This is a genomic window from Anaerosacchariphilus polymeriproducens (genome assembly GCF_003363435.1).
Classification (GTDB): Bacteria; Bacillota; Clostridia; order Lachnospirales; family Lachnospiraceae; genus Anaerosacchariphilus; species Anaerosacchariphilus polymeriproducens.
The window spans coordinates 97298-119071 of record NZ_QRCT01000034.1 but is presented as its reverse complement, the minus strand read 5'-3'; the positions used below and the strand labels follow the sequence as shown (position 1 = coordinate 119071).

Sequence of the window (21774 nt, the reverse complement as noted above, 5' to 3'; positions counted from 1 at the left end):
ATCAATGTGACAATCAAGTGATGAATTCTTGAAAACTCATAACAAAAAAATACCGCATACAGAATCCTTTCATAGATTCTTCTATACGATACTCTTTCTATTTTAATCTAAATATTTTTTCCTTGCTCTGACATAAATAAATCCGAATATTACCAGAAATATGAATAATATTATTGTAGCACCTATGAGTAATTCTTTATTAATAGAAATTATAAAAGTGTTTACAAATCCAATTATACTAAATAGTAATACAAATATTCCCAAAATCAATGTCTTTATGGCAATATAATTAATAAAACCTTGAACGTCTCTACATTTCTTTATATCAGTTTTATCACCTAAAAGCCATTTCTTGATCTCTCCTTTGGTCATCATTACAATAGCTGAATATATAGTATATGCACCACATGCAAAAATCATAATATTCATTAAATTATCTACATTATTCATATCTGATATTCCTTCCTTATTTTATTCTTTTATATTATACAATTTTTATAAACTTTTTTCAAGAAAGGTTTTTTATTTAATATACAATTTTGTGTTTTTTTTCATTTCCAAGTGTTTTTGATTGAATTCCGACAAATTTTAGTGTAAAATTAAAAATATATTAAAATATTAGGAGAGATGACGTATGTTATTGGAAAATGCCAAGGTGTTAATTAGTGATGATTCTATTTTAGCAAGAAAGCAATTAAAGGATTTATTATTTGATTTAGGATGTACAAATGTTTTTGAAGCCAATAATGGGCAAGTTGCAATCGATACTTACATGTCTGAAAAACCAAATCTTGTTTTTCTTGATATAGTAATGCCAGTAAAAGATGGTATAAAAGTGACAAAAGAAATTATAGAATTTGATTCTGATGCAAAAATTGTTATTGTATCTTCTGTCGGGACTCAGAAACATCTAAGAGAAGCACTTGAAGCTGGTGCATGTGAATTTATTCAAAAGCCTCTTAATCTCAAAAATCTAAAAAAAATAGTGGAATCTATGATATAAGGAGGACAATATGTATACACAATTTTTCGGTAATTTTATTCTAAACAAAGGAGTCATTACTCCTGAACAGCTGATTGATGCAATATCATATCAAAAAGCTACCCATCTAAAACTTGGTACACTTGCAATACATTATGGATATATGACGGCTAGCGAGGTTGAAAGTATTCATATTATGCAAACTCATGTTGATAAACGTTTTGGTGAATTAGCAATTGAACAGGGTTATTTGACTCCTGAACAAGTTAATGAATTATTAACTTCTCAAAAACCCAATTACCTCCTATTTGGACAAATTCTTATAGACCGTAAGTATATTACCAATGCACAATTTGAAGAGCTTCTGGCTGAATATCAAGCACAATTTAAAATCCAAGATATTGATTTTATTCATGCCACACAAGATAAATATTCAGATTTAATTACATCTTTTTATAATTTTCCTGGTACAGAGGAACAAAAAGAAAAATTTGTAAACTATTTAAATCTATTTTTTAGTAATTTACTAAGATTTATAGGTGAAGATTTCACCCCCTTGCATGCAGCTGCTTTTCCTGAATATCCAATTAATTTTTGTGTATCACAAGATATTACCGGTTCCTTCTCTGCAACGACTGCTTTAGATATGAATCATGCAACAGCAATCGCTTTTGCTTCCAGATATGCTGATGAATCATTTGAAGAATTTGACGAATATGTTAGTGCATCGATCGAAGATTTTCTAAACTTACATAACGGATTATTCACAGTCAATATGTCAAATGATTTTGATATAGAACTTAGTCTTAATCCTCCTGAAATTAAACAGGAACGAATACTAACATATCCTTCTATGTATTTTATTCCTATCATTTTTCCATTTGGAACAATGAATCTTATTTTTACAATTGAATTGACCTAATGAAAAAAATGCTGTCTCAAATAGAGGCAGCATTTTTTATACATTGTTATATTTTCAAATAATTACGTACTGTTTGTTCCATTTCATTTACTTTACAGACCGTATCATGTAATATATCTGCATTACGAATTTCCTCGATTGCATGAGGCACTTCAACATTGGAAAGCTTTGATAATTCGTCAATTAATTCAAATTCATCCATTTTATCATAGTTTTTGTCTATTGCATTCATAACACTTCGAGTAAATTTAAATGGACTTGCAGTAGATGCAATCAAAGTTTTTGTTGTATCATTCGTTTCTTTACCATATTGTTTGAACACACTAGCTGCTACTGCAGTATGTGTATCTAGCACATAACCTGTAGAATTATATAAATCATATATTGTTGATGCTGTCATTTCTTCTGTAGCATAATTTCCATAAAAATCTACTAATTTATTTTTCATATCATCTGTAATTTTATAAACACCACTCTTAGATAATGATTCCATAAAACTTCTATTTTTGTTTGCATCTTGATCTGCAATATTATATATCAATCGTTCCAGATTACTAGAAATTAATATATCCATTGATGGTGAAGAAGTTAAAACAAAATCTCTATTTTTGTCATAATTACCTGTTGAAAAAAAGTCAAATAGCACTTTATTTTCGTTTGATGCACAAATCAATTTATGAATTGGAATTCCCATGTTTTTTGCATAATATGCTGCTAGAATGTTACCAAAATTTCCTGTTGGTACTACAACATTAATTCTTTCATCTTGTTGAATTTCCTTATTTGCTAATAAACGAACATAAGCATATACATAATATACAATCTGTGGAACTAATCTTCCAATATTTATTGAATTAGCAGATGAAAACTGATAACCGGCCTTTTCCATTTCATTCGCAAGTGACTGGTTGCTAAACATTTCTTTTACACCAGTCTGAGCTTGGTCAAAATTTCCATCAATAGCTACTACAAAAGTATTTTCACCTTTTTGTGTGATCATTTGTTTTTCCTGAATTGGACTTACACCATCTTTAGGATAAAATACTATAATCTTAGTTCCAGGAACATCTGCAAAGCCTGCCAAAGCAGCTTTCCCTGTATCACCTGATGTAGCTGTTAAGATAACAATTTCATTTTTTATTTTATTTTTTTTCGCTGATGTGGTAAGTAAATGTGGCAAAATAGATAGCGCCATATCTTTAAATGCTATGGTTGGACCATGAAATAATTCTAAATAAAATGCTCCATCCGCTTTAACTAACGGTGCAATTTCATCAGTATCAAACTTTTTATCATAAGCTTTTTGAATACATAATTTTAATTCTTCTTCTGTAAAATCGGTTAAAAATAATTTCATTACTTCATAGGCAACTTCTTGATATGACATATTAGATAATGCTTCGATTGAAACATCTAATTTTGGGATACTGGAAGGTACATATAAACCACCATCCTCTGCTAACCCTTTTAAAATTGCTTCTGATGCTTTTACCGTCTCATTTTCGCTTCTTGTGCTCTTGTATAACAAATTCATCTATCTCATCCTTTTCTTTTCCCTAAGATTTCATTAACGGTAAAATTATAGCATATCTGTCAATTGCATACAAGTATTACTAATCTTTTAATGCATAGAATTCATGTCCTCCATATTTAAACAACCATTTTAAATGTGTATCAAACCAGCTCATATTATTGGGGTCTGCATGTGAACGTGCAGAAAAATACAATGCTCCATTTGAGAAATCTTCTCCCGCCAATGCTCGATTCACCGCCTCCTTTGAGCCTTCAGAAATTCTTACAGAATCAAATCTTCCATCAGCAGTAGGTGAAAACTGTGGACTTCCTCCACAAGTTTCAAATACTACATCTGTTACTGTATTTGGAAAACTTTCGTGTTTAACTCTATTTAATATTACATTTGCAACTAAAATTTTACCTTTCATATCTTCTCCAGTTGCTTCCGCTTCAACTATTCTTACTAGTACATCGTAATCATTATTCGGTAATTGAATAGCATTGTTGGTTTGCGTATTCGAACATTCTTGGTTATCACATTCATCTTGTACATTTTCATCTTGTACATTTTCATCTTGTACATTTTCTTCTGACACATCTTGCACATTTTCTTCTGTCACATCCGGCACATTATCTTCTGGCAGATTTTCCTCTTTTAATTTTTCTTCCTGTATGTTTTCTTCTTCTTTTATAGCGTCTTCCTTCATTTGATCTTCTGTTTGAATATCTTTATTTTTTTCTTCATCTGCTTCTATTTTATTTTGTTTATTTTTTTCTTGCTTTAACTTAACCATTTCTGCGGTACTTTTTTCTATTACACTAAGAGCATTTTCTCTTACTTTTGTATTTTCTATTTCAGTTTTTTCTATTAGTAATTGCGTATCTTCTAATTCTTTTTCTTTGCTTACTGTATTTTCCATTCCTAATACCATGGTATCAACAATTTCTCTTTCTTGTTTTACAGCAAATCCAATTGCCAGACATAGTATACTGAAATATACTATAGTCCATATAATTTTGTTATTAATTTTGTGTTTCATTTTTTTATACATATATTATCCCTTCTTTTTTTATACTGAATTTGAAAATATCAGTTATTACTAATATATGAATTATTTTTAACACTTATTTAACAGTTTATACCTTTTCTAATTTTAATATTCATAATCAGTCATAAAAATGTTATAATAATTTATGTAAAATCAAAAAAATTTAAACATTGAGAGGTTTATAAAATGTTACCTGGCGTATACTTGGCAAAGAAAAAAAACGGTAATATCTACTACCGTTCCTCAATTACTTATAAGAATAAACATATTAGTCTTGGAAGTTATACACGAGAAATCGATGCGCATTCAGCCTACGCTGAAGCACATTATTTAACGACCCATCCAAACATTTCAATTTCTGATTATCGTAAAGAAAATACTATTTTATATTTTGAAAAATGGGTTTGCATGATTAATTTTCGGGACAATGGATTATATATAAAAACTCCTATTTATTTAAAACAACATTTCTTCTATTATTATCTTTCTCCAAAAAAAATTCTAACTTTTGAAATTGACGATTTATTTTACTTTTCAAGTCATAAGATAATGCAAAGAAACGGATATCTTTTTGTTTCTGATTATGGTATGCAGATTAATATTTTATCTCGTTTTGGTATTAAGAACTATGCGGTACCGGGGATAGACTATTATTATTTAAATGGAGATGAGAATGATTTTAGATATAATAATATTATTGTTGTGAATCCGTATTATGGTGTACGGAAAATAGAAAAAGAAAATGATAACGTATATTTTCAAACTAAAATACATTTAAATGGTGACTTCTTAATTGGTAATTACAATACAATAGAAGAAGCTGCCGTAGCTTATAATAAAGCTGTTGATTTAGCGAAAAAAAATGGGTGGAATAAAAATTTTGAAACCAATTATATACTTTCTTTAACAGCAAAAGATTATGCAAATACCTATATGAAAATTAATATATCTAAAAAATTTTTAGAATATCTAAAAAACTCGCCTTCCAAAATATGAAAGACGAGTTTTTATTTATGTATCATTCTTTTATTCCATTGTTGTCAATTTTTCGGCTGCATTCGTTATATTACTTAAAGTAGCTGTAATTTCCTCGACAGCAGCAGCTTGCAGACTGGCTACATCATTAGCGCCTTCTACCTGATCGGTCACTTCTCTTAACGATTCAAACATTTCTGTTAACGTTTCGTTGATTTGTTTCGCTGATTCACCACTCATTTGTGCTAATTTACCCATTTCATTCGCTACGACTGCAAAACCACGTCCGGCTTCTCCAGCTCTTGCTGCTTCTATTGATGCATTTAGAGCCAAAATATTGGATCTGGATGCATTACTTCTAATAGAGTTAACCACTGCAGATGCTTCACCTACTTTTGTGCTGACTTTTTGGGAGACTTCTTGTATACTATTTAGTCGTGAAGCCAGGCTTTGTGCTCCATTAGCAATATCTTCAATTCCTACTTGTGTCTGTTCTAATGACTCAATTAAGTTTTCAGAAGAAATTTTTGCTTCTTCAGATTTACTCATCTCATATACACAAACCATAACGGCTTCAATTCTTTGATCCTCTCCTGCAACCGGAACAATTTTTTCTCTTACCGGTATTCCGTATACCTCTTTGGAAATATTTATATCAAGAGCTGTACCCGTTTTTTGAACTTCATAAACCTTATCTGATATATCTAGTTTTGTCCCAATTTGAATTGGTAATTTAAATCCTTTTGCCTGGGTACTCCCTACGCATACTCCCTCAACAAATATAAATACTGCAACGTCATCTTTAGAAATTGTATTTATCAGTGGTAAAAACTCTTTTAACGAATCAACTCTGCTCATATAATACTGCCTCCCTTTTTTCATATGAATATCTGTCATAATATTACAATAAATTCAGAAAATTTTCAAGTAATTTCTATAAAGTTTTTGACCATTTACACATCTAACTTCAATTGTATTTCCTCTTCTGCCTGAACTTTAAATTCTTCTAATTGTTCAGAATTTAATGTTGGTAAATCCTCTAATGAATGTACACCAAAACTTCTTAAAAATTCTTCTGTTGTTCCGAACAGCAATGGTCTCCCCGGTGCATCTAATCTGCCTAATTCAACCACTAAATTATATTCAATCAGTTTGTTGACTGCATGATCACTGGAAACACCACGTATTTTCTCGATCTCCATTTTGGTAATCGGTTGCTTATATGCAATAATTGATAATGTTTCTAATAGAACATCCGTTAAAACATGTCGCTTAGGTTCTTTTGCAATACGAATCAGATACTCATAATAGTCGCTCTTTGTACACATCTGGAAAGCTCCGTCCAATTCGATTATCTTTAAACCTCTGTTATCGGATTCATACTTCTGTATTAAATTATATACCAATTTTTTAGTCGTTTCCTTATCCTGCTCAATTGCGTAAGCTAACCGTTCCAGCTCAACAGATTCTCCCATTGTAAATAAAATAGCTTCTATCACAGCCTCTAGTTTTTTTATTTCCACAAATAATTCCTCTCTTTTACTAAAACTAATTTCAATTTATACACGCCTGAATTTTAATATCATGAAATGTATATTCTTGTGAAATGGTGATCTTTCCCGTCTTCATTAATTCCAATATGGCTAAGAAAGTAACAATAATATGAATCTTACTACATTGCTCTTCCAAGATTTGTCGGAAACTAAACTCCAAATGATCTTTCAAATAATTTTCAATATATCGCATCTTTTCTTCTAAACTAATTTCTTCTTTTTCAATTTTGCCAAACTTACTACGAATGGGATCCATTTTATCTACCTGTTTTTTTATAATGGATTTAAAAATTGTTTGCAATTTTGATAGAGTCAAATCACCAATCAGTTCATTCATATCTATAGGTGCTTTATAATCCTCGATCTCTTTAGGAATAGATGGTTCCTTAAATAGTACTTTTTGAGCACCTACCTGGCAATCTTTCAATTCAAAAGCCATATACTTATACATTTTATACTCCAGCAATTTTTCTACTAATTCCTGTCTGGGATCTTCCTCTTCACCATCTTCATTCACTTCCGCCGGCAGCAGCATTTTTGATTTGATATCAATCAATGTTGCGGCCATAACCAAAAATTCACTCATAATATTCAAATCCTGTCGTTGCATCTCTTTGATATATTCTAAGTATTGCTTGGTAATTTCCACGATTGGTATATCATAGATATTTACTTTGTTTTTATCAATTAAGTGAAGTAATAAATCCAAAGGACCTTCAAACACTTGTAATTTTACTGGAATACCCATTTTTTCACCCTAATCTGTTTTCAAATTATTTATATAAGAAATGACGCAATTACTATTACGCCATAAGTCTATTTATATTTTACAAGGAAATCATTCAAAATTCAAGCTTTTCACAAGATTTAGTATTTGTTTTTTTGTTTTATACCATAATTAGTATTTACTTTTTACATTTAGTATTTTAAGTTCTGCTCGGTTAAAAATACGTATATGAATTGTATGTGCCCCAAGCCCTCTGCTTAAAATAAGTTTTCTTCCATTCAAGTCATAAATTCCTGCATCATATTTTGGAAACAATTCCATTTGAGGAGAAACAATGCCTCCAATCCCCGGAATCCGAATTAAACCTCCATGTAAATGGCCGGAAAAAGTTATATCTGCTCCCCATTTTGCATACTCCGGAAAATAGATTGGATTATGTGCAATAAGCAGATTTAACTTTTTTTCGTTCGAAGTTCCAAGAACTTCTTTCAAATATTCATCCTTCATTAGTACTTTTTTTCCACGTTTATAATATTCTCTTTCGATTTCTAGCCCATAAATGGAACATAGATTTCCATGAATATTAATTTCATGTTTTTCATTCTCTAGTAGTTGAATTCCACAGTTTTTCAGGCTTTCTTTAAAATAAGAATATCCGTTTTCATAAGTATCTTCATAAATTTTCATACGATATTCATGATTTCCATTTGCATAATATACCGGTGCTATAGAAGGCAGTCTTTTTAGTAAACTTAATGCTACATCAAAATTTTTTCTATTAGGTTTTGCAATAATCATATCTCCACTAATAATAATTAAGTCCGGCTTTTCACTTTTTATCGCTTCTACGATTATATCATTATCATTACCATAGGAATAATTATGCAAATCTGATAAAAATGCAATCTTTATGTTTTTTCCTTTTACTTTTTCCAATCTGACTTCATCCCTTGTTATTTCAAATAGCTTTGTCTCTCTATATAACAATCCAATTATGATTACAGTTAAAATAACAGCTATGATAAAATATATAAGCATGTATTCTTTCTCCTTATCTTTCACTTCTTTACCGATACAAGTTAAGCTCTCTCATTTTACTACACCTCATTTTGGGTGGCAAGAAAATTATGCTATTATTTATTAAAATGATGCATAATTCTTGGGGCTATCTCTTAAAATGTATAGATTAATAAAAAATGGAGGTCTCCATGTTCTATAAACATTTTTTCCCAATTATACTATGTCTGACTTTAATTACTTCTTTTCAACCCGTTAATGCACAATCCTTCAATAGGAATTTTTTTCAAGAGGAAACGATAGATGGAGATTCATCAAACTCCAAATCTCCAACAGATGATGATACTGCTGAACTGGAGATTTCTGCACCATCAGTAATATTAATGGAAGCCTCAACCGGAACTATTATTTATGAGAAAAATTCTGATGAAAAATTACATCCTGCCAGCATTACAAAAATTATGACTCTTATTTTAATTTTTGATGCATTAAAATCAGGCAGAATTCATTTAGATGATACAGTATCAGTCTCAGAATATGCTGCAAGTATGGGCGGATCACAAGTATTTTTAGAGTATGGTGAAACACAAACGGTAGAAACTTTAATTAAATGTATTGCTATTGCAAGTGCAAATGATGCGTGTGTTACTATGGCTGAACATATTGATGGTAGTGAAGCTGAATTTGTGAAACACATGAATAAGCGTGCCAAAGAACTTGGAATGAATAGTACAAATTTTGTTAATTGTTGTGGTTTAGATGCTGATAGCCATATGACCTGTGCTAAAGATGTTGCTCTAATGTCTCGTGAATTAATTTTAAAATATCCTCAAATCCATGATTATTCTACTGTCTGGATGGAAAATATAACTCATGAGACAAAGAAAGGTTCTACCGAATTCGGACTTACAAATACAAATAAACTAATCAAGCAATATCAATATGCCACTGGTTTAAAAACCGGTTCTACCAGTAAAGCAAAATATTGTGTTTCTGCAACAGCAAAAAAAGATGATGTTGAACTAATTGCAGTAATTATGGCTGCTCCTGATTATAAAGTCCGATTTAAAGATGCAACCACACTTTTAAATTATGGATTCGGAAAATGTAAATTATATAAAGATGAAAATAAAGACGCCTTGGGAGAAGTTACAGTACAAAATGGAGTAAAAGACAAGGTTGGAATTACATATGCATCTGAATTTTCATACTTAGATAACGAGGACAGCAATTTGTCCTCAATTAAAAAAGAAATAAAATTGAATCCAGCCAAAGCTCCTATCAAAAAAGGAGATGTCGCTGGTGAAGCTATTTACTCATTAAAAGGCAAAGAAATTGGAAGCGTAAATATAATATTTACCTCCTCTGTTAAAAAAGCTTCCATAAAAGATTATTTTAAAAAATCATTTCATTTTTGGCTTTTATAATATAAGCTAAAATAAACCGTTAAAGAAAAAATAGCATTGTACATATATTCTTACAATGCTATTTTTTTGTTGAAATTTACTAACACCTATGCTACAATAACATTATAAAGAGTGGTACTAAGTTGTACCCCTTGTAAATGGATTATTTAAAAAATAACCGACTTTCTCAGGGGCGGTTATTTTTTGTCTTTATGACTTATCTTGTGTACAAGACCTATCAGTGCTATAATGAACAATCCAAATTGGATTAAGTTATCATATGTAACATACTGCATAGGCATCTCCCCCCTTTCTCAAGGGGCAACCGTTCCCACTCCCAATATAAATAACCTCATAGTACCAAATATTTTCCTGTTATTGTATATAGTCTTTGACTAAACCATAAATCACTGGCTATATATGTAGTAGAAACTCCCATACAATTTCTTAATTCATAAGTTCGATTTAAAGATGCAACCACACTTTTAAATTATTGATTCGGAAAATGTAAATTATATAGAGATGAAAATAAAAGCGCCTTGGGAGAAATAACAGTACAATTTGGCTTTTATAATATGAAACGAAAATAAATATTTCTTAGTTCAAATTGTAATTCATTGCTCTCATTTCTTAACTGCCATGCAATAATTTACATTATTCTGGGCAGACATTCGATGTATTGGATTTGCTTCATTATAGTTAGAGATATACTGTTCTGTCATTTCAGTAGAATCAAGATGTTCAAAAATTAAAAAATTATGTTTTGCCAATAATGTTTCCATTTCCTTATATGAGTAACAAGTTATCATGTTTTCATTTGCAGCTGCTGCTAATTTTGCATACTTATTTTCACCGATTTTCTCAGAAAAGTAATTTTCATCTGGATAATCAAACAAAATAGTACTATTATCTGGAATAATAGAACTAATTCTTTCAATAAATTTATCAAATACTTGTTTTGAAAAATAATATGTCATTCCTAGCATGCTACAAAAACTTAGCTTATTCTTATCAAAACCAACATCCTCATTCAATAATGTTTCCCAGTTATCCATCATAAAATCAGCTTTAATATAATGAACATTTTGAGGTATCATTACTTCTGCATTCCTCAACCGTTCTATTTTATCAGAAGCTGTTGCTGGATGATCTATTTCATAAATCTCCATTTTTTTTGACCAACTAGGCTGACGATATGCAAATGTATCATATCCAGCAGCTAATATCAAATATTGCTTTGCACCATACCCTGCAACAGTTTTCAGTGATTTTTCTGCAAAAGCCGCTCTACAAAGTGGTGTAGGTGATAATTGATTATCCACAATCCACCTTAATACTTCCTCATCATTACCAGAAAATGTTGGATTGAAATAATTTATACCATAAGACATATTTTGTGATATCATTTTATACTCTTCATCGGTTAAGAGTAATTTTGCAATTGTATCATCAAATATTCTAACAATGTTTTTTTCCCTATGATATGCTCTTGAAAATGCACATATACGTGCAGTTATACTTTTTTCTTCCATATTTTACCTCCAAATCGTTATAGTAAATCTAAGTATATACCTAAAAAAACTACTTACAATTCTTGATTTTTCAACAAATTTGTGGTAATATAATAGTATTAAAATTTAGTTTTTTAATTTATGCTATAATCTGTAGCTTAATTATTTAATAAGTTTCATTGTTTTTTCAATAATAGTTCACTATATTTTACTTCGACACATATCTAGTCAATCTACCGTTTCCAACCTTACTAATCAAATTTTTATCCAGCATTTCTTTAAGCATATTAATTGCATGAGTTGTGCCAATCCCCAAAATCTCTTCCACGTCAGAACGGGTAATTTCTTTTTTCTTTTCAAACAATTTGAGTATTGGTAAATATTTTTCATCTTCTAGACTTAAATTTTTCGCATGTATGTTAGGCAGAACTACTCGGAATGCACCTTCTACATTTTCAAATTCAGGCTGCACTGGTAAACCCTTATAACAGCTCATTATCTTGTTAATACCTGTTCCATATGCTTCAATTAGCTTCATTCTATAAAAGAGTGCTGCAAGTTTTTCATTTCTAGGTTGAGATGCCCCCAACATAGCTGCTTCTAATGACAAACCGGAAACTAATCCACCTAAAGAGATAATCTCTAAACGATCAGAATATAGATTAATAAATGTGCTGCCGCTAAAGGAATAATCTCTATGAACGATAGCATTTAATAATGCTTCACGTACAGCATCTTCCGGATAATCTCTCTCATCTGTACGTAATAAATCATGAAAAGTTGCTTTTGTACCATTATAAAAATCAATAGTTTTATAAGCATCTGTTAGCTGTACAAATATAGAACCCGTAAACTCTTTTCTATCTTTAAACACTAATTTATCTGTACCTTGAAAAATTGCAAACTTAATTGAATGTCTACATTGGTCTGAAACTAGTAAACCCATATTTGTGTAAATATCATCAGCCGAAAGAATGCCTAAATTTTTCATTTGAACTTTTGTAAATTCTAGATTCCTTTTTTTGAATTCTTCATTTAGTCTATTCAGAGTCAAATCTTGAACTAGAGAACGATTTGACTCAAATGAATCACCATCTGTCATTTTTATCATCATACGGATAGCATCTTCAGATGCTGGGGCAGATGTGGTTCCACTTCTAACATATACTCCTGTTGGTTTAAGTCCTTTCTCTGATAGGTAATAAGGTTTTTTTGTGCCTTGGCTGACAGTAAGTTTAATAAAAAATATATTTTCTTCTTGCAATAACTCAATATTAGTAAACATAGAAATATCTGGTCGAATACTATCTCTTAAAGAATTCGATATCTGTTGCATAACAAAATCAGCATTATCAAGACCAATAATTTCTCCGCTATCCTGAACACCAACATAAATTGTTCCGCCATTTGTATTTGCAAAGGCAACAATTTCTTTTTTCAAATCAGAGGTATAGATTTCTTTTAATTCAACTGTTTCACTTTCATATAGTTTCATAATGCCACTCCTTATATCATTTCCTATCACTTCTAACACAATAATAACACACAGAGTGACAAAAAGCAATGAGAATAACCTCTTTTATGGAATCCTTTTTCAATTGTAAACCAACCAACGATAAACAATCAATATTCAATCCCCTTCCTAGCAGAAATTTTTTTATCATATGGATGTTTTACTTTTTTAATTTCCGAAATATAATCAGCATGCTCGATAAACAAATTATCCGGATTCCTTCCGGTTATTACCAGCTCTAACTGTTTTGGTTTATTCAAAATGAAATCCTTTACAATATTTTTATCAACCAATGAATTTCCATAAGCAGCACATAGCTCGTCTAAAATTAATAAATCACATTCATCTGATACTACTTTTTCAATGGCCATTTTTAAATTCTGCGTATGCATTGCAGTAATTTCATGTATTTCTTCTTGTGATAAACTATGAAAAAAGCCAAAATCTTTCGAATTTCTAATAACTCTAATATTAGATAATTTCTCTAAAGAATTTAATTCTGAAGTTTTTCTTCCTTTTAAAAACTGAACAATTATAACTTTCATTCCACTCCCTGCAGCTCTTATCGCAAGACCTAAAGAAGCGGTTGTCTTTCCTTTCCCCTCACCACAATATATATGGATACATCCTTGCTTCATATTTTCCCTCCTGTTTTCAAAAAAGTTTCGTTAAATTATGTAATTTACCATCTTTCCATTCTCCAGTATAACCGTTTCCATTCTTAATTTGCCAATCGAAGTATTCACGATGAGGAAATCCAAACTTTTCAAGAACTGACATTATGGTTCCTCCATGAATAACAAATACAATATCTAACCTATCATATAAATTAATACATTCTTCAAATCCCCTGATACATCTGCTTTTGAACTCAACTATAGATTCTCCGTCCGGAAAATCTATGGTTCCATTACTCTGAATCCAATTTTGATAATCTTTATCACCACTTAATTCTATATAATTTTTATTTTCAAATCTGCCAAAATTACATTCTTGCAATTGATCACAGATTCTCAAATTTTTAGTTGAATAAACGATTTTTGCTGTTTGAATGCAGCGCTGCTTTGGACTGACAATTACTATATCTGCTTTCGGATATACATGTTTTTCTAAATTTTGTTTTATTTCCCCAATTCCTTTAGAACTTAAGGGTTCATCCGTTGCTCCAATATATCTTTTTTCAAAATTCCCTTTTGTTTCCCCATGGCGTATTAAAGTAATTTTCATATTCAGAATGTCCTTCCATATAAATCCATTCGTTATTCTTTTGATTATATATTATAATATATAACTTATTCTTTTTCACTAATAATTTGACACTCCTCGATATATTAGTTAAAATATTTCTAGATAACTACCTAAATTACTTTTAAGATAGATAGCCAAAAGGAGGCATAATATAATGTATGGTTCAACCTATGGAACACTTTTTAAAATCACTACTTGGGGAGAATCTCATGGAAAAGGCATCGGTGTTGTAATCGATGGCTGTCCTGCAGGTTTAGAACTAAATGAAACAGACATACAGAAATTTTTAGACAGGAGAAAACCAGGTCAATCAAAATATACTACTCCCCGTAAGGAAGCGGATACTGTTGAAATTTTATCAGGAACATTCGAAGGTAAAACTACAGGGACCCCAATTTCTCTAATTGTCTATAATAAAGACCAACGTTCAAAAGACTATAAAGAAATTGCCAGCATCTATCGCCCCGGACATGCTGATTTTTCTTATGATTCTAAATATGGATTTCGGGATTATCGAGGAGGCGGTCGTTCTTCTGCACGCGAAACCATAGGCCGTGTTGCTGCTGGTGCAATTGCTGTTAAACTATTGAACCAATTAGGTGTATCAATTTATACATATACTGCTTCAATTGGTCCTGTAAGTATTGATAAAAACCAATTTGATTTTAATACTATTTTTCAAAATCCTTTATATATGCCTGATTCCATTGCAGCGAAAAATGCAGAAGAATATTTAGAAGATTGTATGGCTCAAAAAAATTCATCAGGGGGAACCGTAGAATGCGTCATTAAAAATCTGCCTGCAAATATAGGAGAACCTGCTTTTGAAAAATTAAATGCCAATCTGGGAAAGGCAATTCTTTCCATAGGTGCAGTAAAAGGATTTGAAATTGGTGATGGTTTTTCAGCTGCCAAATCAACCGGTATTGAGAATAATGATTGTTATGGTCACGATGAAGAAGGTAACATCATAAAACTAACGAATCATTCTGGTGGTATATTAGGTGGAATAAGTGACGGAAGTGATATTATTTTGCGTGCAGCATTTAAACCTACTCCTTCGATTTCGGCTACCCAAAGAACAGTAAACAGACAGGGAGAAGCGCTCAATATAAATATTAAAGGCAGACATGATCCTGTTATTGTACCACGTGCTGTTGTTGTAGTAGAATCTATGGCAGCTATTACTTTATTTGATATGTTACTTGGAAGTATGACTTCCCGTTTGGATAAAATTATAAAATTTTTTGAATAAATACTTAAGAGCTGAGTCTTTCTCAGCTCTTAAGTATTTTTTAATTTAACAAATTCTTGGTAGTCCTTCTCCATAAAGTATATCTATCTTTCTCTTTCCACCAATTAATGTATTCACAAAAACCATTCCAGCTTCCTCTTGCGTAACAGAACCTATAATTGCTGCATTTTCTCCATATTTACTATTTCGAATTAATTCTAATGCTTTTTCACTATCTTCTTTGGAAACAACAGCAACCATCTTTCCTTCATTCGCCATATAAAATGGGTCCAGACCTAATATTTTACAAAATGATTTGACCTGATCCGAAACCGGAATTTTTTCTTCTTGTAATTCTATTGTGCAAGAAGAAGCTGTTGCAAATTCATTTAATACTGTTCCCAAACCACCGCGAGTCACATCTCTCATAGCCTTAATTCTAATTTTATTTTCTAATAAATTTTCAACCATATCATTTAATGGAGCACAATCACTTTTTATAGTGTTTTCAATACTTAATCGTGAACTCAAAATAGTTGCATGATGATCCCCTAAATTTCCAGATAAAATTACGATATCACCATTTTCACAATTACTACTGCTAATATCTATTGTTTCGTCTACAAAACCTACTCCGGCTGTATTAATATAGATACCACCATTTCCTTCAATTACTTTTGTATCGCCTGCAACAATCATAATTCCAGCAGCTTTTGCCGTTTTTGCCATTGATTTCGCAATTTGTTTTAAGGTGTCTATCTCAGTTCCTTCTTCAATTATAAAACCACAGGTTAAATATTGAGGTCTGGCGCCACTCATAAGCAAGTCATTTACAGTTCCACATATAGATAAATGTCCTATGTCACCACCCGGAAAAACAATAGGTGTTACAACAAAACTATCTGTTGTCATTGCAAGCTTTTGGCTTCCCTTGACCAACGCGCTGTCTTCCATTCGATTCAGTATCTCATTTTCAAACTCCTTTGCAAACACTTCTTGTATTAGTTCAGAAGTTGCTTTTCCTCCGCTTCCATGAGCCATCGTTATTTTCATCTATTAGCCTTCTTTCTGTTTCTTTAACGCTTTCTATTACTGATATAATAATGATAACAGCTTCCTTCTGTAGAAACCATACAAGCTCCCTGAGGAGTTTCCGGTGAACATACTTTTTTAAACAAAGGACATTGTGTTGGATTTATCGTACCAATTATAACTTTATCACAGCAACAACCTTCATTTATTTTACTGTCTTCTATTAAGTTTTGGCTTCCTGCATCATATTTTAAATACTCTTCTTTTAATTGCATGCCAGAATCTTCTATCTGCCCTATTCCCCTCCATGCGCTCTTACAGGAAGTAAAATACTGTTCCACCTGCTTTTGTGCAGCTTTATTACCTTTATCGGTCACATAAGCAGGATATAGATTTAGAACTTCTCCTTTATCTTTATAATTTATTAAAGCATATATTGCGTTTAATAAATCGATTGCTTCAAAACCTGAAACTACAAATGGCATATTCCATTTTAAAGCAAGCTCTTTAAAATAGTCACTACCAGTTATTACACTTACATGTCCCGGTGCAATAAACCCATTTATGGGACTATCAACTGAACATACCCAATCAATCACTTTTGGCATTGTTTTTAAGGCTGTTAATAATTTAAGATTTTCAATTTTTTCTTCGATTATTTGTTTAAGCATCAAACTATAGATCGGAGTTGTTGTTTCAAATCCAACTGCAGCAAAAACATAATTCAATTGAGTATTTTTTTTCGCTATATCAATAACATCCATAGGCGAATAAACTAATATGACCTTTCCGCCTGATGCTTTTGCATCATTCAGACTTTTTTCACTCCCTCGAACACGTAACATATCTCCGAATGTAGCGACGCAAGTATTTTCTTCCATAGATAAAGAAACTAATTTATCAATATAAGAAGCTACTGTTACACATACAGGACACCCCGGTCCAGAAACCAAGCGAATTTTATCTGACAAAATTTCGGTTATTCCTGATTGAGAAATAGCTGCTGTGTGTGTTCCACAGACTTCCATGAATGTAAGCTCTTCTCCATCATATTTTTTTAAATAATCTTTAATGGTTTCTAATGTTATCATTCTTTTCTCCTTAACGTTGTAAGTCTTCGAGCTCCTGAAACAGTTCTAACATATCTACTGCTTCTTCTTGATTTAATTTCTGCAAAATACATCCTGCATGTACTAGACAGAAGTCTCCTTCATTTACCTCCACTAAACCTGCTTGAGCTTGAATGATATTTCCATTAAAATCTACCGTTGCAAGATTTCCATTTGTTTTAATTACTTTTCCTGGTAATGCTACACACATTTTTCTCAACCTCTTTTTATTATTTTTTCATAAGGCCGGCTAAATATGCCTGACCGAGACAAATTCCACCATCACCTATAGGTACTTTTTCATTTATATATACTTTAAAACCTTTGTCATTAAGACATTTCATTATTTCTTCCGTTAAAACACGATTTAAAAACACACCACCACTTAATGCTATTTGTGTAATACCAATTTCTTTTTTAACAATTTCACATACTTGTTTCATTATATCAACTAAAGCATAATGAAATCCTAGTGCAATTTCCTGCCTTTCATGACCTTCTTCCATTGCTTTTTTAATTTGAGAAAATAAACCTTTCGTACTAACAATAATCATACCATTTTCTCTTGAAATTGTCAGTCTCATAGGATACGGTTTTTTCCTTTTTTCTAATGCCATGATTGCTAAATTTTCAAGTAGCCCCGCACATTCTCCTTCAAAATCATTATAGTCTTTTATTTTAAGCATAGCACAGACAGCATCAAATAATCTACCCATACTTGAAGTTTGAAATGTATTTAATTTAAAATCTAAAGCTGCTTTTATTAATGAACTATTATCATCTTTACTTTCTATTCCTTCGTTAATCAAAAAACAATTTTTTACTAAATCTGCATTTTTTGCGGCTTCGTCACCACCACATAAAGTAATATAAGATAAATGACCAAGCCTTTTTACCTTTTCCTTTTCACAAAGCAAAAATTCTCCACCCCAGATTGCTCCGTCTGTACCATAACCAGTACCGTCAAACGCAATCCCCAATACTCTGCCCTCTAATCCATGTTCTGCTATAACAGAAGCTATATGTGCATGATGATGCTGTATCCGAATAATTTGATTATTAGAATTATATATTTTTTTAACAGTAAAATATTCCGGATGCATATCACATACATTTTTTTTCGGAGTTAGATGAAATAATTTTTCCATTCGTATTTTATTTTTTTCATATGCTGAACAAACATCGATATCTTCCATATCCCCAAAATATTGACTTAAATAAGCCCTATCCTCATGGTAAAGACAAAAACTTGCTTTTAAATCTCCCCCAGCTGCAAATATGACTTCTTTTGATTTTTGCTTTAGTATGATAGGTAACGGAACATAACCTCTGGCTCTTCTGATAAAAATCTGCTTATTGCCAATCATCCGCAATACAGAATCATCAAGCGGCGTCAATATCTGTCTTGTATGATACAAAATACCTTCCAATAATGAATCTTTCTCTTTTAATGCCTTAACTTTTTCATCCTCTATTATAATAGGTTCTCCAGAACGATTTGCACTTGTCATAACAAGAGGACCACAATCTTCTAATAATAATATTTGCAATGGATTACATGGTAAAAAAGCTCCTATATCTAAACTTTCTCCACAAACTTCTTTGGAAAAATCTTTTTTCTTTCTTAACAGAACAATTGGTCTGGGATCAGAATTTAATAATTGTTCTTCTTTTGAGGATACAAAACAATATTCTTTAATTTGTTTTACGTCAGAAAACATAACAGCAAATGGTTTTTTCTCTCTACCTTTCAATTGGCGTAAATGTTTCACTGCTTTTACACAATCAGCCAAACAGGCAAAATGATATCCTCCAATATCTTTTATAGCAACAATTCCACTGTTTTTAAGTACACTAACTGCTTTTTTGTATGCTTTCTCTTTTACTTCTTCTTCGCCATTAGGACCGTTCCAAATCAAATATGGTCCACATTCCTGACATGCAATTGTTTGTGCATGACACCTTCTTGTAGCTAAATCCGAATATTCATTCTCACACTCTTTACACATAGGATAAATATCCATTGTTACATTACAACGATCATATGGTAATTTACGTATAATACTATATCTTGGTCCACAGGATACACAACTAATGAACGGATACAAATATCTTCTATCATTTTTATCATGTAATTCTTGCTCACATATCTTACAAGTAGGTAAATCCGGCGAAATAATCGGTAACTGTTTTTCATCACCGCTTTTATAAATAGTAAAATCTGAATATTCTTTATATTCTATTTCCTTCTTATCAACTGATAATACATTTGCTCCCGGGGGTTTTTGCAACTCAAGGCGGTGGATAAAATTATCCATCGCCTCTTTGTTGCCAACTGCGGAGATTTCAACAATTCCGCCAATATTTTTTACATAACCTTTTATATTACATTCTTTTGCTAAGCGTACTACAAAGGGGCGATAACCCACTCCCTGTACAATACCTAAAACATTAATTTTATAAGAAATTTGATCTTTTTTCATATCATAGCTTCTTTTATTTTTCACTTTTATTCTCAGCTTGTTCCTTTTCAGATTCTTGTTTTGGCGCTCCATAAGTAACAATTACACTTTTAGCTGCGGGACTTGTATAATGTTGATCCATTGATAATGCATTTTTTGCACATACATTGACACAATTCGCGCATTGAATGCATCCAAAACGATCAATCTCCCATATTTTATTGTTTCTATCAACTTTTATTGCATTTGCAGGACATCTCATAGCGCATAATGTACAATAAACACACTTATCTATATCAATACTTACCTGCCCTCTGGTACGTTCCTGTACCTTAGCAGGTCCTGCCGGATAAGCTGTTGTAACTGGTTTAGAAAAAAGATTCTTCATTACAGTTTTGGTAAATCTCATTAAAGTTGCCATGTTAAATCTCCTTTCATCGTTCTGTACAACTAATACACGGATCTATAGTTAAAATTAAAATTGGTACATCTGCCAACTGTGCTCCTTTTGTTGTTTCCAATAAAGAAGGAATATTTGCGAATGTTGGCGTTCTTACACGGAATCTATCTAAGAATTTTGTCCCATTTCCTTTTACATAATAAATCGCTTCTCCTCTAGGCTGTTCAACACGCACAAATGCTTCACCATTTGGCATACCTTTTGCTTTGATTGCAATTTCTCCATCAGGAATTTGTTTTACTGCTTGACGTATGATATCAAAAGCTTGAAAAATTTCTTTTATTCTTACATAAGTACGAGCATAACAATCTCCTTCAGTCGCTACTACAGGTTCTACATCGATCCATTCATAAGCAGCATATTTTAATTTTCTGGTATCGAAGGCAATTCCAGAAGCTCTCATCATTGGACCTACGACGCCTAACTCTAACCCTTGTTCTTTTGTAAGAATTCCTACATCTCGTAATCTGGTATTTACAGTATAATCCTCTAAAAATACATTTGTAAGTTCAATAATGTCTTTTTCCATATCATCAAACTGCTTTATAAAATTTGACAGCATTTCATGATCCATGTCTCTTAAAACACCGCCTACTTTATTTACTGAAAAAATAACTCGTCCTCCTGTGGACATCTCGAACATATCTAAGATTTTTTCTCTCATTCTCCAGCATTGATAAAACAGACTTTCAAATCCAAATGCATCCGCAAGAAGTCCCAGCCATAACATATGGCTGTGTATTCTTGACATTTCACACCAAATCGTTCTTAAATATTTTGCTCTTTCCGGAATATCAACATCCATAACTCGTTCAACAGCTTCACAATAACTCATTCCATGCATAAAACTGCAAATACCGCAAACGCGTTCTGCTACATATACATAATCATTAAAATCTTTTTTCTTTACTATATGCTCTAATCCTCTATGGATAAATCCAATTGACGGAATTGCTTCAACCACTTTTTCATCCTCTACTACCAAATCCAAGTGTATAGGCTCTGGCAAAACAGGATGCTGAGGACCAAAGGGCACAATGCTTCTGTTTCCCATTGTTC

Annotated in this window: 23 protein-coding genes; 5 read left to right on the top strand and 18 right to left on the bottom strand. The window is 31.6% G+C overall.

Going from position 1 to position 21774, the window contains the following annotated elements:
* Positions 1 to 102 precede the first annotated feature (102 nt).
* The gene (locus tag DWV06_RS11465; protein ID WP_115482325.1) at positions 103 to 450 is read right to left on the bottom strand and encodes a hypothetical protein; all 348 of its coding nucleotides are present in this window, start codon (positions 448 to 450) and stop codon (positions 103 to 105) included.
* 184 nt (positions 451 to 634) lie between these two features.
* Between DWV06_RS11465 and DWV06_RS11460 the strand changes: the two genes are divergently transcribed.
* Both DWV06_RS11460 and DWV06_RS11455 read left to right on the top strand, forming a co-directional pair.
* The gene (locus tag DWV06_RS11460) at positions 635 to 1003 is read left to right on the top strand and encodes a response regulator (protein ID WP_115482324.1); all 369 of its coding nucleotides are present in this window, start codon (positions 635 to 637) and stop codon (positions 1001 to 1003) included.
* A gap of 10 nt (positions 1004 to 1013) precedes the next feature.
* Positions 1014 to 1904: a chemotaxis protein CheX gene (locus DWV06_RS11455; protein WP_115482323.1), complete on the top strand. Its 891-nt coding sequence runs from the start codon at positions 1014 to 1016 to the stop codon at positions 1902 to 1904.
* 46 nt (positions 1905 to 1950) lie between these two features.
* Here DWV06_RS11455 and thrC read toward each other — a convergent pair whose 3' ends face one another.
* Together thrC and DWV06_RS18845 are read right to left on the bottom strand one after the other, a co-directional pair.
* The gene (gene thrC, locus DWV06_RS11450) at positions 1951 to 3438 is read right to left on the bottom strand and encodes a threonine synthase (RefSeq protein WP_115482322.1); all 1488 of its coding nucleotides are present in this window, start codon (positions 3436 to 3438) and stop codon (positions 1951 to 1953) included.
* A 79-nt stretch (positions 3439 to 3517) separates the two neighbouring features.
* Entirely contained in the window at positions 3518 to 4471 is a 954-nt protein-coding gene (locus tag DWV06_RS18845; RefSeq protein ID WP_235828950.1) for a cell wall hydrolase, read from the bottom strand.
* 183 nt (positions 4472 to 4654) lie between these two features.
* On the opposite strand from DWV06_RS18845, the gene DWV06_RS11440 reads away from it, so the two are divergent.
* Entirely contained in the window at positions 4655 to 5464 is an 810-nt protein-coding gene (locus DWV06_RS11440; RefSeq protein WP_115482321.1) for a hypothetical protein, read from the top strand.
* A 30-nt stretch (positions 5465 to 5494) separates the two neighbouring features.
* Here DWV06_RS11440 and DWV06_RS11435 read toward each other — a convergent pair whose 3' ends face one another.
* From DWV06_RS11435 to DWV06_RS11420, 4 genes are all read right to left on the bottom strand, one after another.
* Positions 5495 to 6301 (bottom strand): methyl-accepting chemotaxis protein, encoded by an 807-nt coding sequence (locus DWV06_RS11435; protein WP_162300624.1) that lies wholly within the window; start codon positions 6299 to 6301, stop codon positions 5495 to 5497.
* A gap of 95 nt (positions 6302 to 6396) precedes the next feature.
* Positions 6397 to 6966 (bottom strand): SMC-Scp complex subunit ScpB, encoded by a 570-nt coding sequence (scpB, locus tag DWV06_RS11430; protein WP_115482319.1) that lies wholly within the window; start codon positions 6964 to 6966, stop codon positions 6397 to 6399.
* 31 nt (positions 6967 to 6997) lie between these two features.
* On the bottom strand, positions 6998 to 7744 hold the full coding sequence (locus tag DWV06_RS11425; RefSeq protein ID WP_115482318.1) for a segregation and condensation protein A: 747 nt from the start codon (positions 7742 to 7744) through the stop codon (positions 6998 to 7000).
* A gap of 150 nt (positions 7745 to 7894) precedes the next feature.
* On the bottom strand, positions 7895 to 8761 hold the full coding sequence (locus DWV06_RS11420; protein WP_115482317.1) for a metallophosphoesterase: 867 nt from the start codon (positions 8759 to 8761) through the stop codon (positions 7895 to 7897).
* Between the two features lie 170 nt (positions 8762 to 8931).
* Between DWV06_RS11420 and DWV06_RS11415 the strand changes: the two genes are divergently transcribed.
* A complete protein-coding gene (locus tag DWV06_RS11415) occupies positions 8932 to 10167 on the top strand; it encodes a D-alanyl-D-alanine carboxypeptidase family protein (RefSeq protein ID WP_115482316.1) in 1236 nt (411 codons plus the stop codon).
* A 176-nt stretch (positions 10168 to 10343) separates the two neighbouring features.
* On the opposite strand, the gene DWV06_RS19030 is transcribed toward DWV06_RS11415, so the two are convergent.
* The 5 genes from DWV06_RS19030 to DWV06_RS11395 all read right to left on the bottom strand — a co-directional run bounded on the left by DWV06_RS19030 (position 10344) and on the right by DWV06_RS11395 (position 14397).
* Positions 10344 to 10442 carry a putative holin-like toxin gene (locus DWV06_RS19030; RefSeq protein ID WP_235828861.1) on the bottom strand — a complete coding sequence of 33 codons (99 nt, stop codon included), beginning with the start codon at positions 10440 to 10442 and terminating at the stop codon, positions 10344 to 10346.
* 327 nt (positions 10443 to 10769) lie between these two features.
* Complete coding sequence (locus DWV06_RS11410; protein ID WP_115482315.1) at positions 10770 to 11678, bottom strand: class I SAM-dependent methyltransferase; 909 nt, start codon at positions 11676 to 11678, stop codon at positions 10770 to 10772.
* Positions 11679 to 11865: 187 nt separating this feature from the next.
* Positions 11866 to 13152, bottom strand: a complete 1287-nt coding sequence (locus DWV06_RS11405; protein WP_115482314.1) for an RNA-binding domain-containing protein — start codon at positions 13150 to 13152, stop codon at positions 11866 to 11868.
* 128 nt (positions 13153 to 13280) lie between these two features.
* Entirely contained in the window at positions 13281 to 13808 is a 528-nt protein-coding gene (locus DWV06_RS11400) for a cob(I)yrinic acid a,c-diamide adenosyltransferase (RefSeq protein ID WP_115482313.1), read from the bottom strand.
* A 16-nt stretch (positions 13809 to 13824) separates the two neighbouring features.
* A complete protein-coding gene (locus DWV06_RS11395; RefSeq protein WP_115482312.1) occupies positions 13825 to 14397 on the bottom strand; it encodes a histidine phosphatase family protein in 573 nt (190 codons plus the stop codon).
* Between the two features lie 175 nt (positions 14398 to 14572).
* Here DWV06_RS11395 and aroC point away from each other — a divergent pair, with 175 nt between their 5' ends.
* A complete protein-coding gene (gene aroC, locus DWV06_RS11390; RefSeq protein WP_115482311.1) occupies positions 14573 to 15673 on the top strand; it encodes a chorismate synthase in 1101 nt (366 codons plus the stop codon).
* A 45-nt stretch (positions 15674 to 15718) separates the two neighbouring features.
* Here the strand turns inward: aroC and hypE are convergent, their stop codons facing one another.
* Genes hypE through DWV06_RS11360 form a run of 6 tightly spaced genes read right to left on the bottom strand, consistent with a single transcriptional unit; the run spans position 15719 to position 21769 of the window.
* On the bottom strand, positions 15719 to 16705 hold the full coding sequence (hypE, locus tag DWV06_RS11385; protein WP_115482310.1) for a hydrogenase expression/formation protein HypE: 987 nt from the start codon (positions 16703 to 16705) through the stop codon (positions 15719 to 15721).
* A gap of 23 nt (positions 16706 to 16728) precedes the next feature.
* Positions 16729 to 17775: a hydrogenase formation protein HypD gene (hypD, locus tag DWV06_RS11380; protein WP_115482309.1), complete on the bottom strand. Its 1047-nt coding sequence runs from the start codon at positions 17773 to 17775 to the stop codon at positions 16729 to 16731.
* Between the two features lie 10 nt (positions 17776 to 17785).
* The gene (locus tag DWV06_RS11375; RefSeq protein ID WP_115482308.1) at positions 17786 to 18004 is read right to left on the bottom strand and encodes a HypC/HybG/HupF family hydrogenase formation chaperone; all 219 of its coding nucleotides are present in this window, start codon (positions 18002 to 18004) and stop codon (positions 17786 to 17788) included.
* Between the two features lie 19 nt (positions 18005 to 18023).
* Positions 18024 to 20276 carry a carbamoyltransferase HypF gene (gene hypF / locus DWV06_RS11370; RefSeq protein WP_162300623.1) on the bottom strand — a complete coding sequence of 751 codons (2253 nt, stop codon included), beginning with the start codon at positions 20274 to 20276 and terminating at the stop codon, positions 18024 to 18026.
* Positions 20277 to 20289: 13 nt separating this feature from the next.
* Positions 20290 to 20676 (bottom strand): 4Fe-4S binding protein, encoded by a 387-nt coding sequence (locus DWV06_RS11365; protein ID WP_235828949.1) that lies wholly within the window; start codon positions 20674 to 20676, stop codon positions 20290 to 20292.
* Positions 20677 to 20689: 13 nt separating this feature from the next.
* A complete protein-coding gene (locus DWV06_RS11360) occupies positions 20690 to 21769 on the bottom strand; it encodes a hydrogenase large subunit (RefSeq protein ID WP_115482306.1) in 1080 nt (359 codons plus the stop codon).
* Positions 21770 to 21774 lie beyond the last annotated feature (5 nt).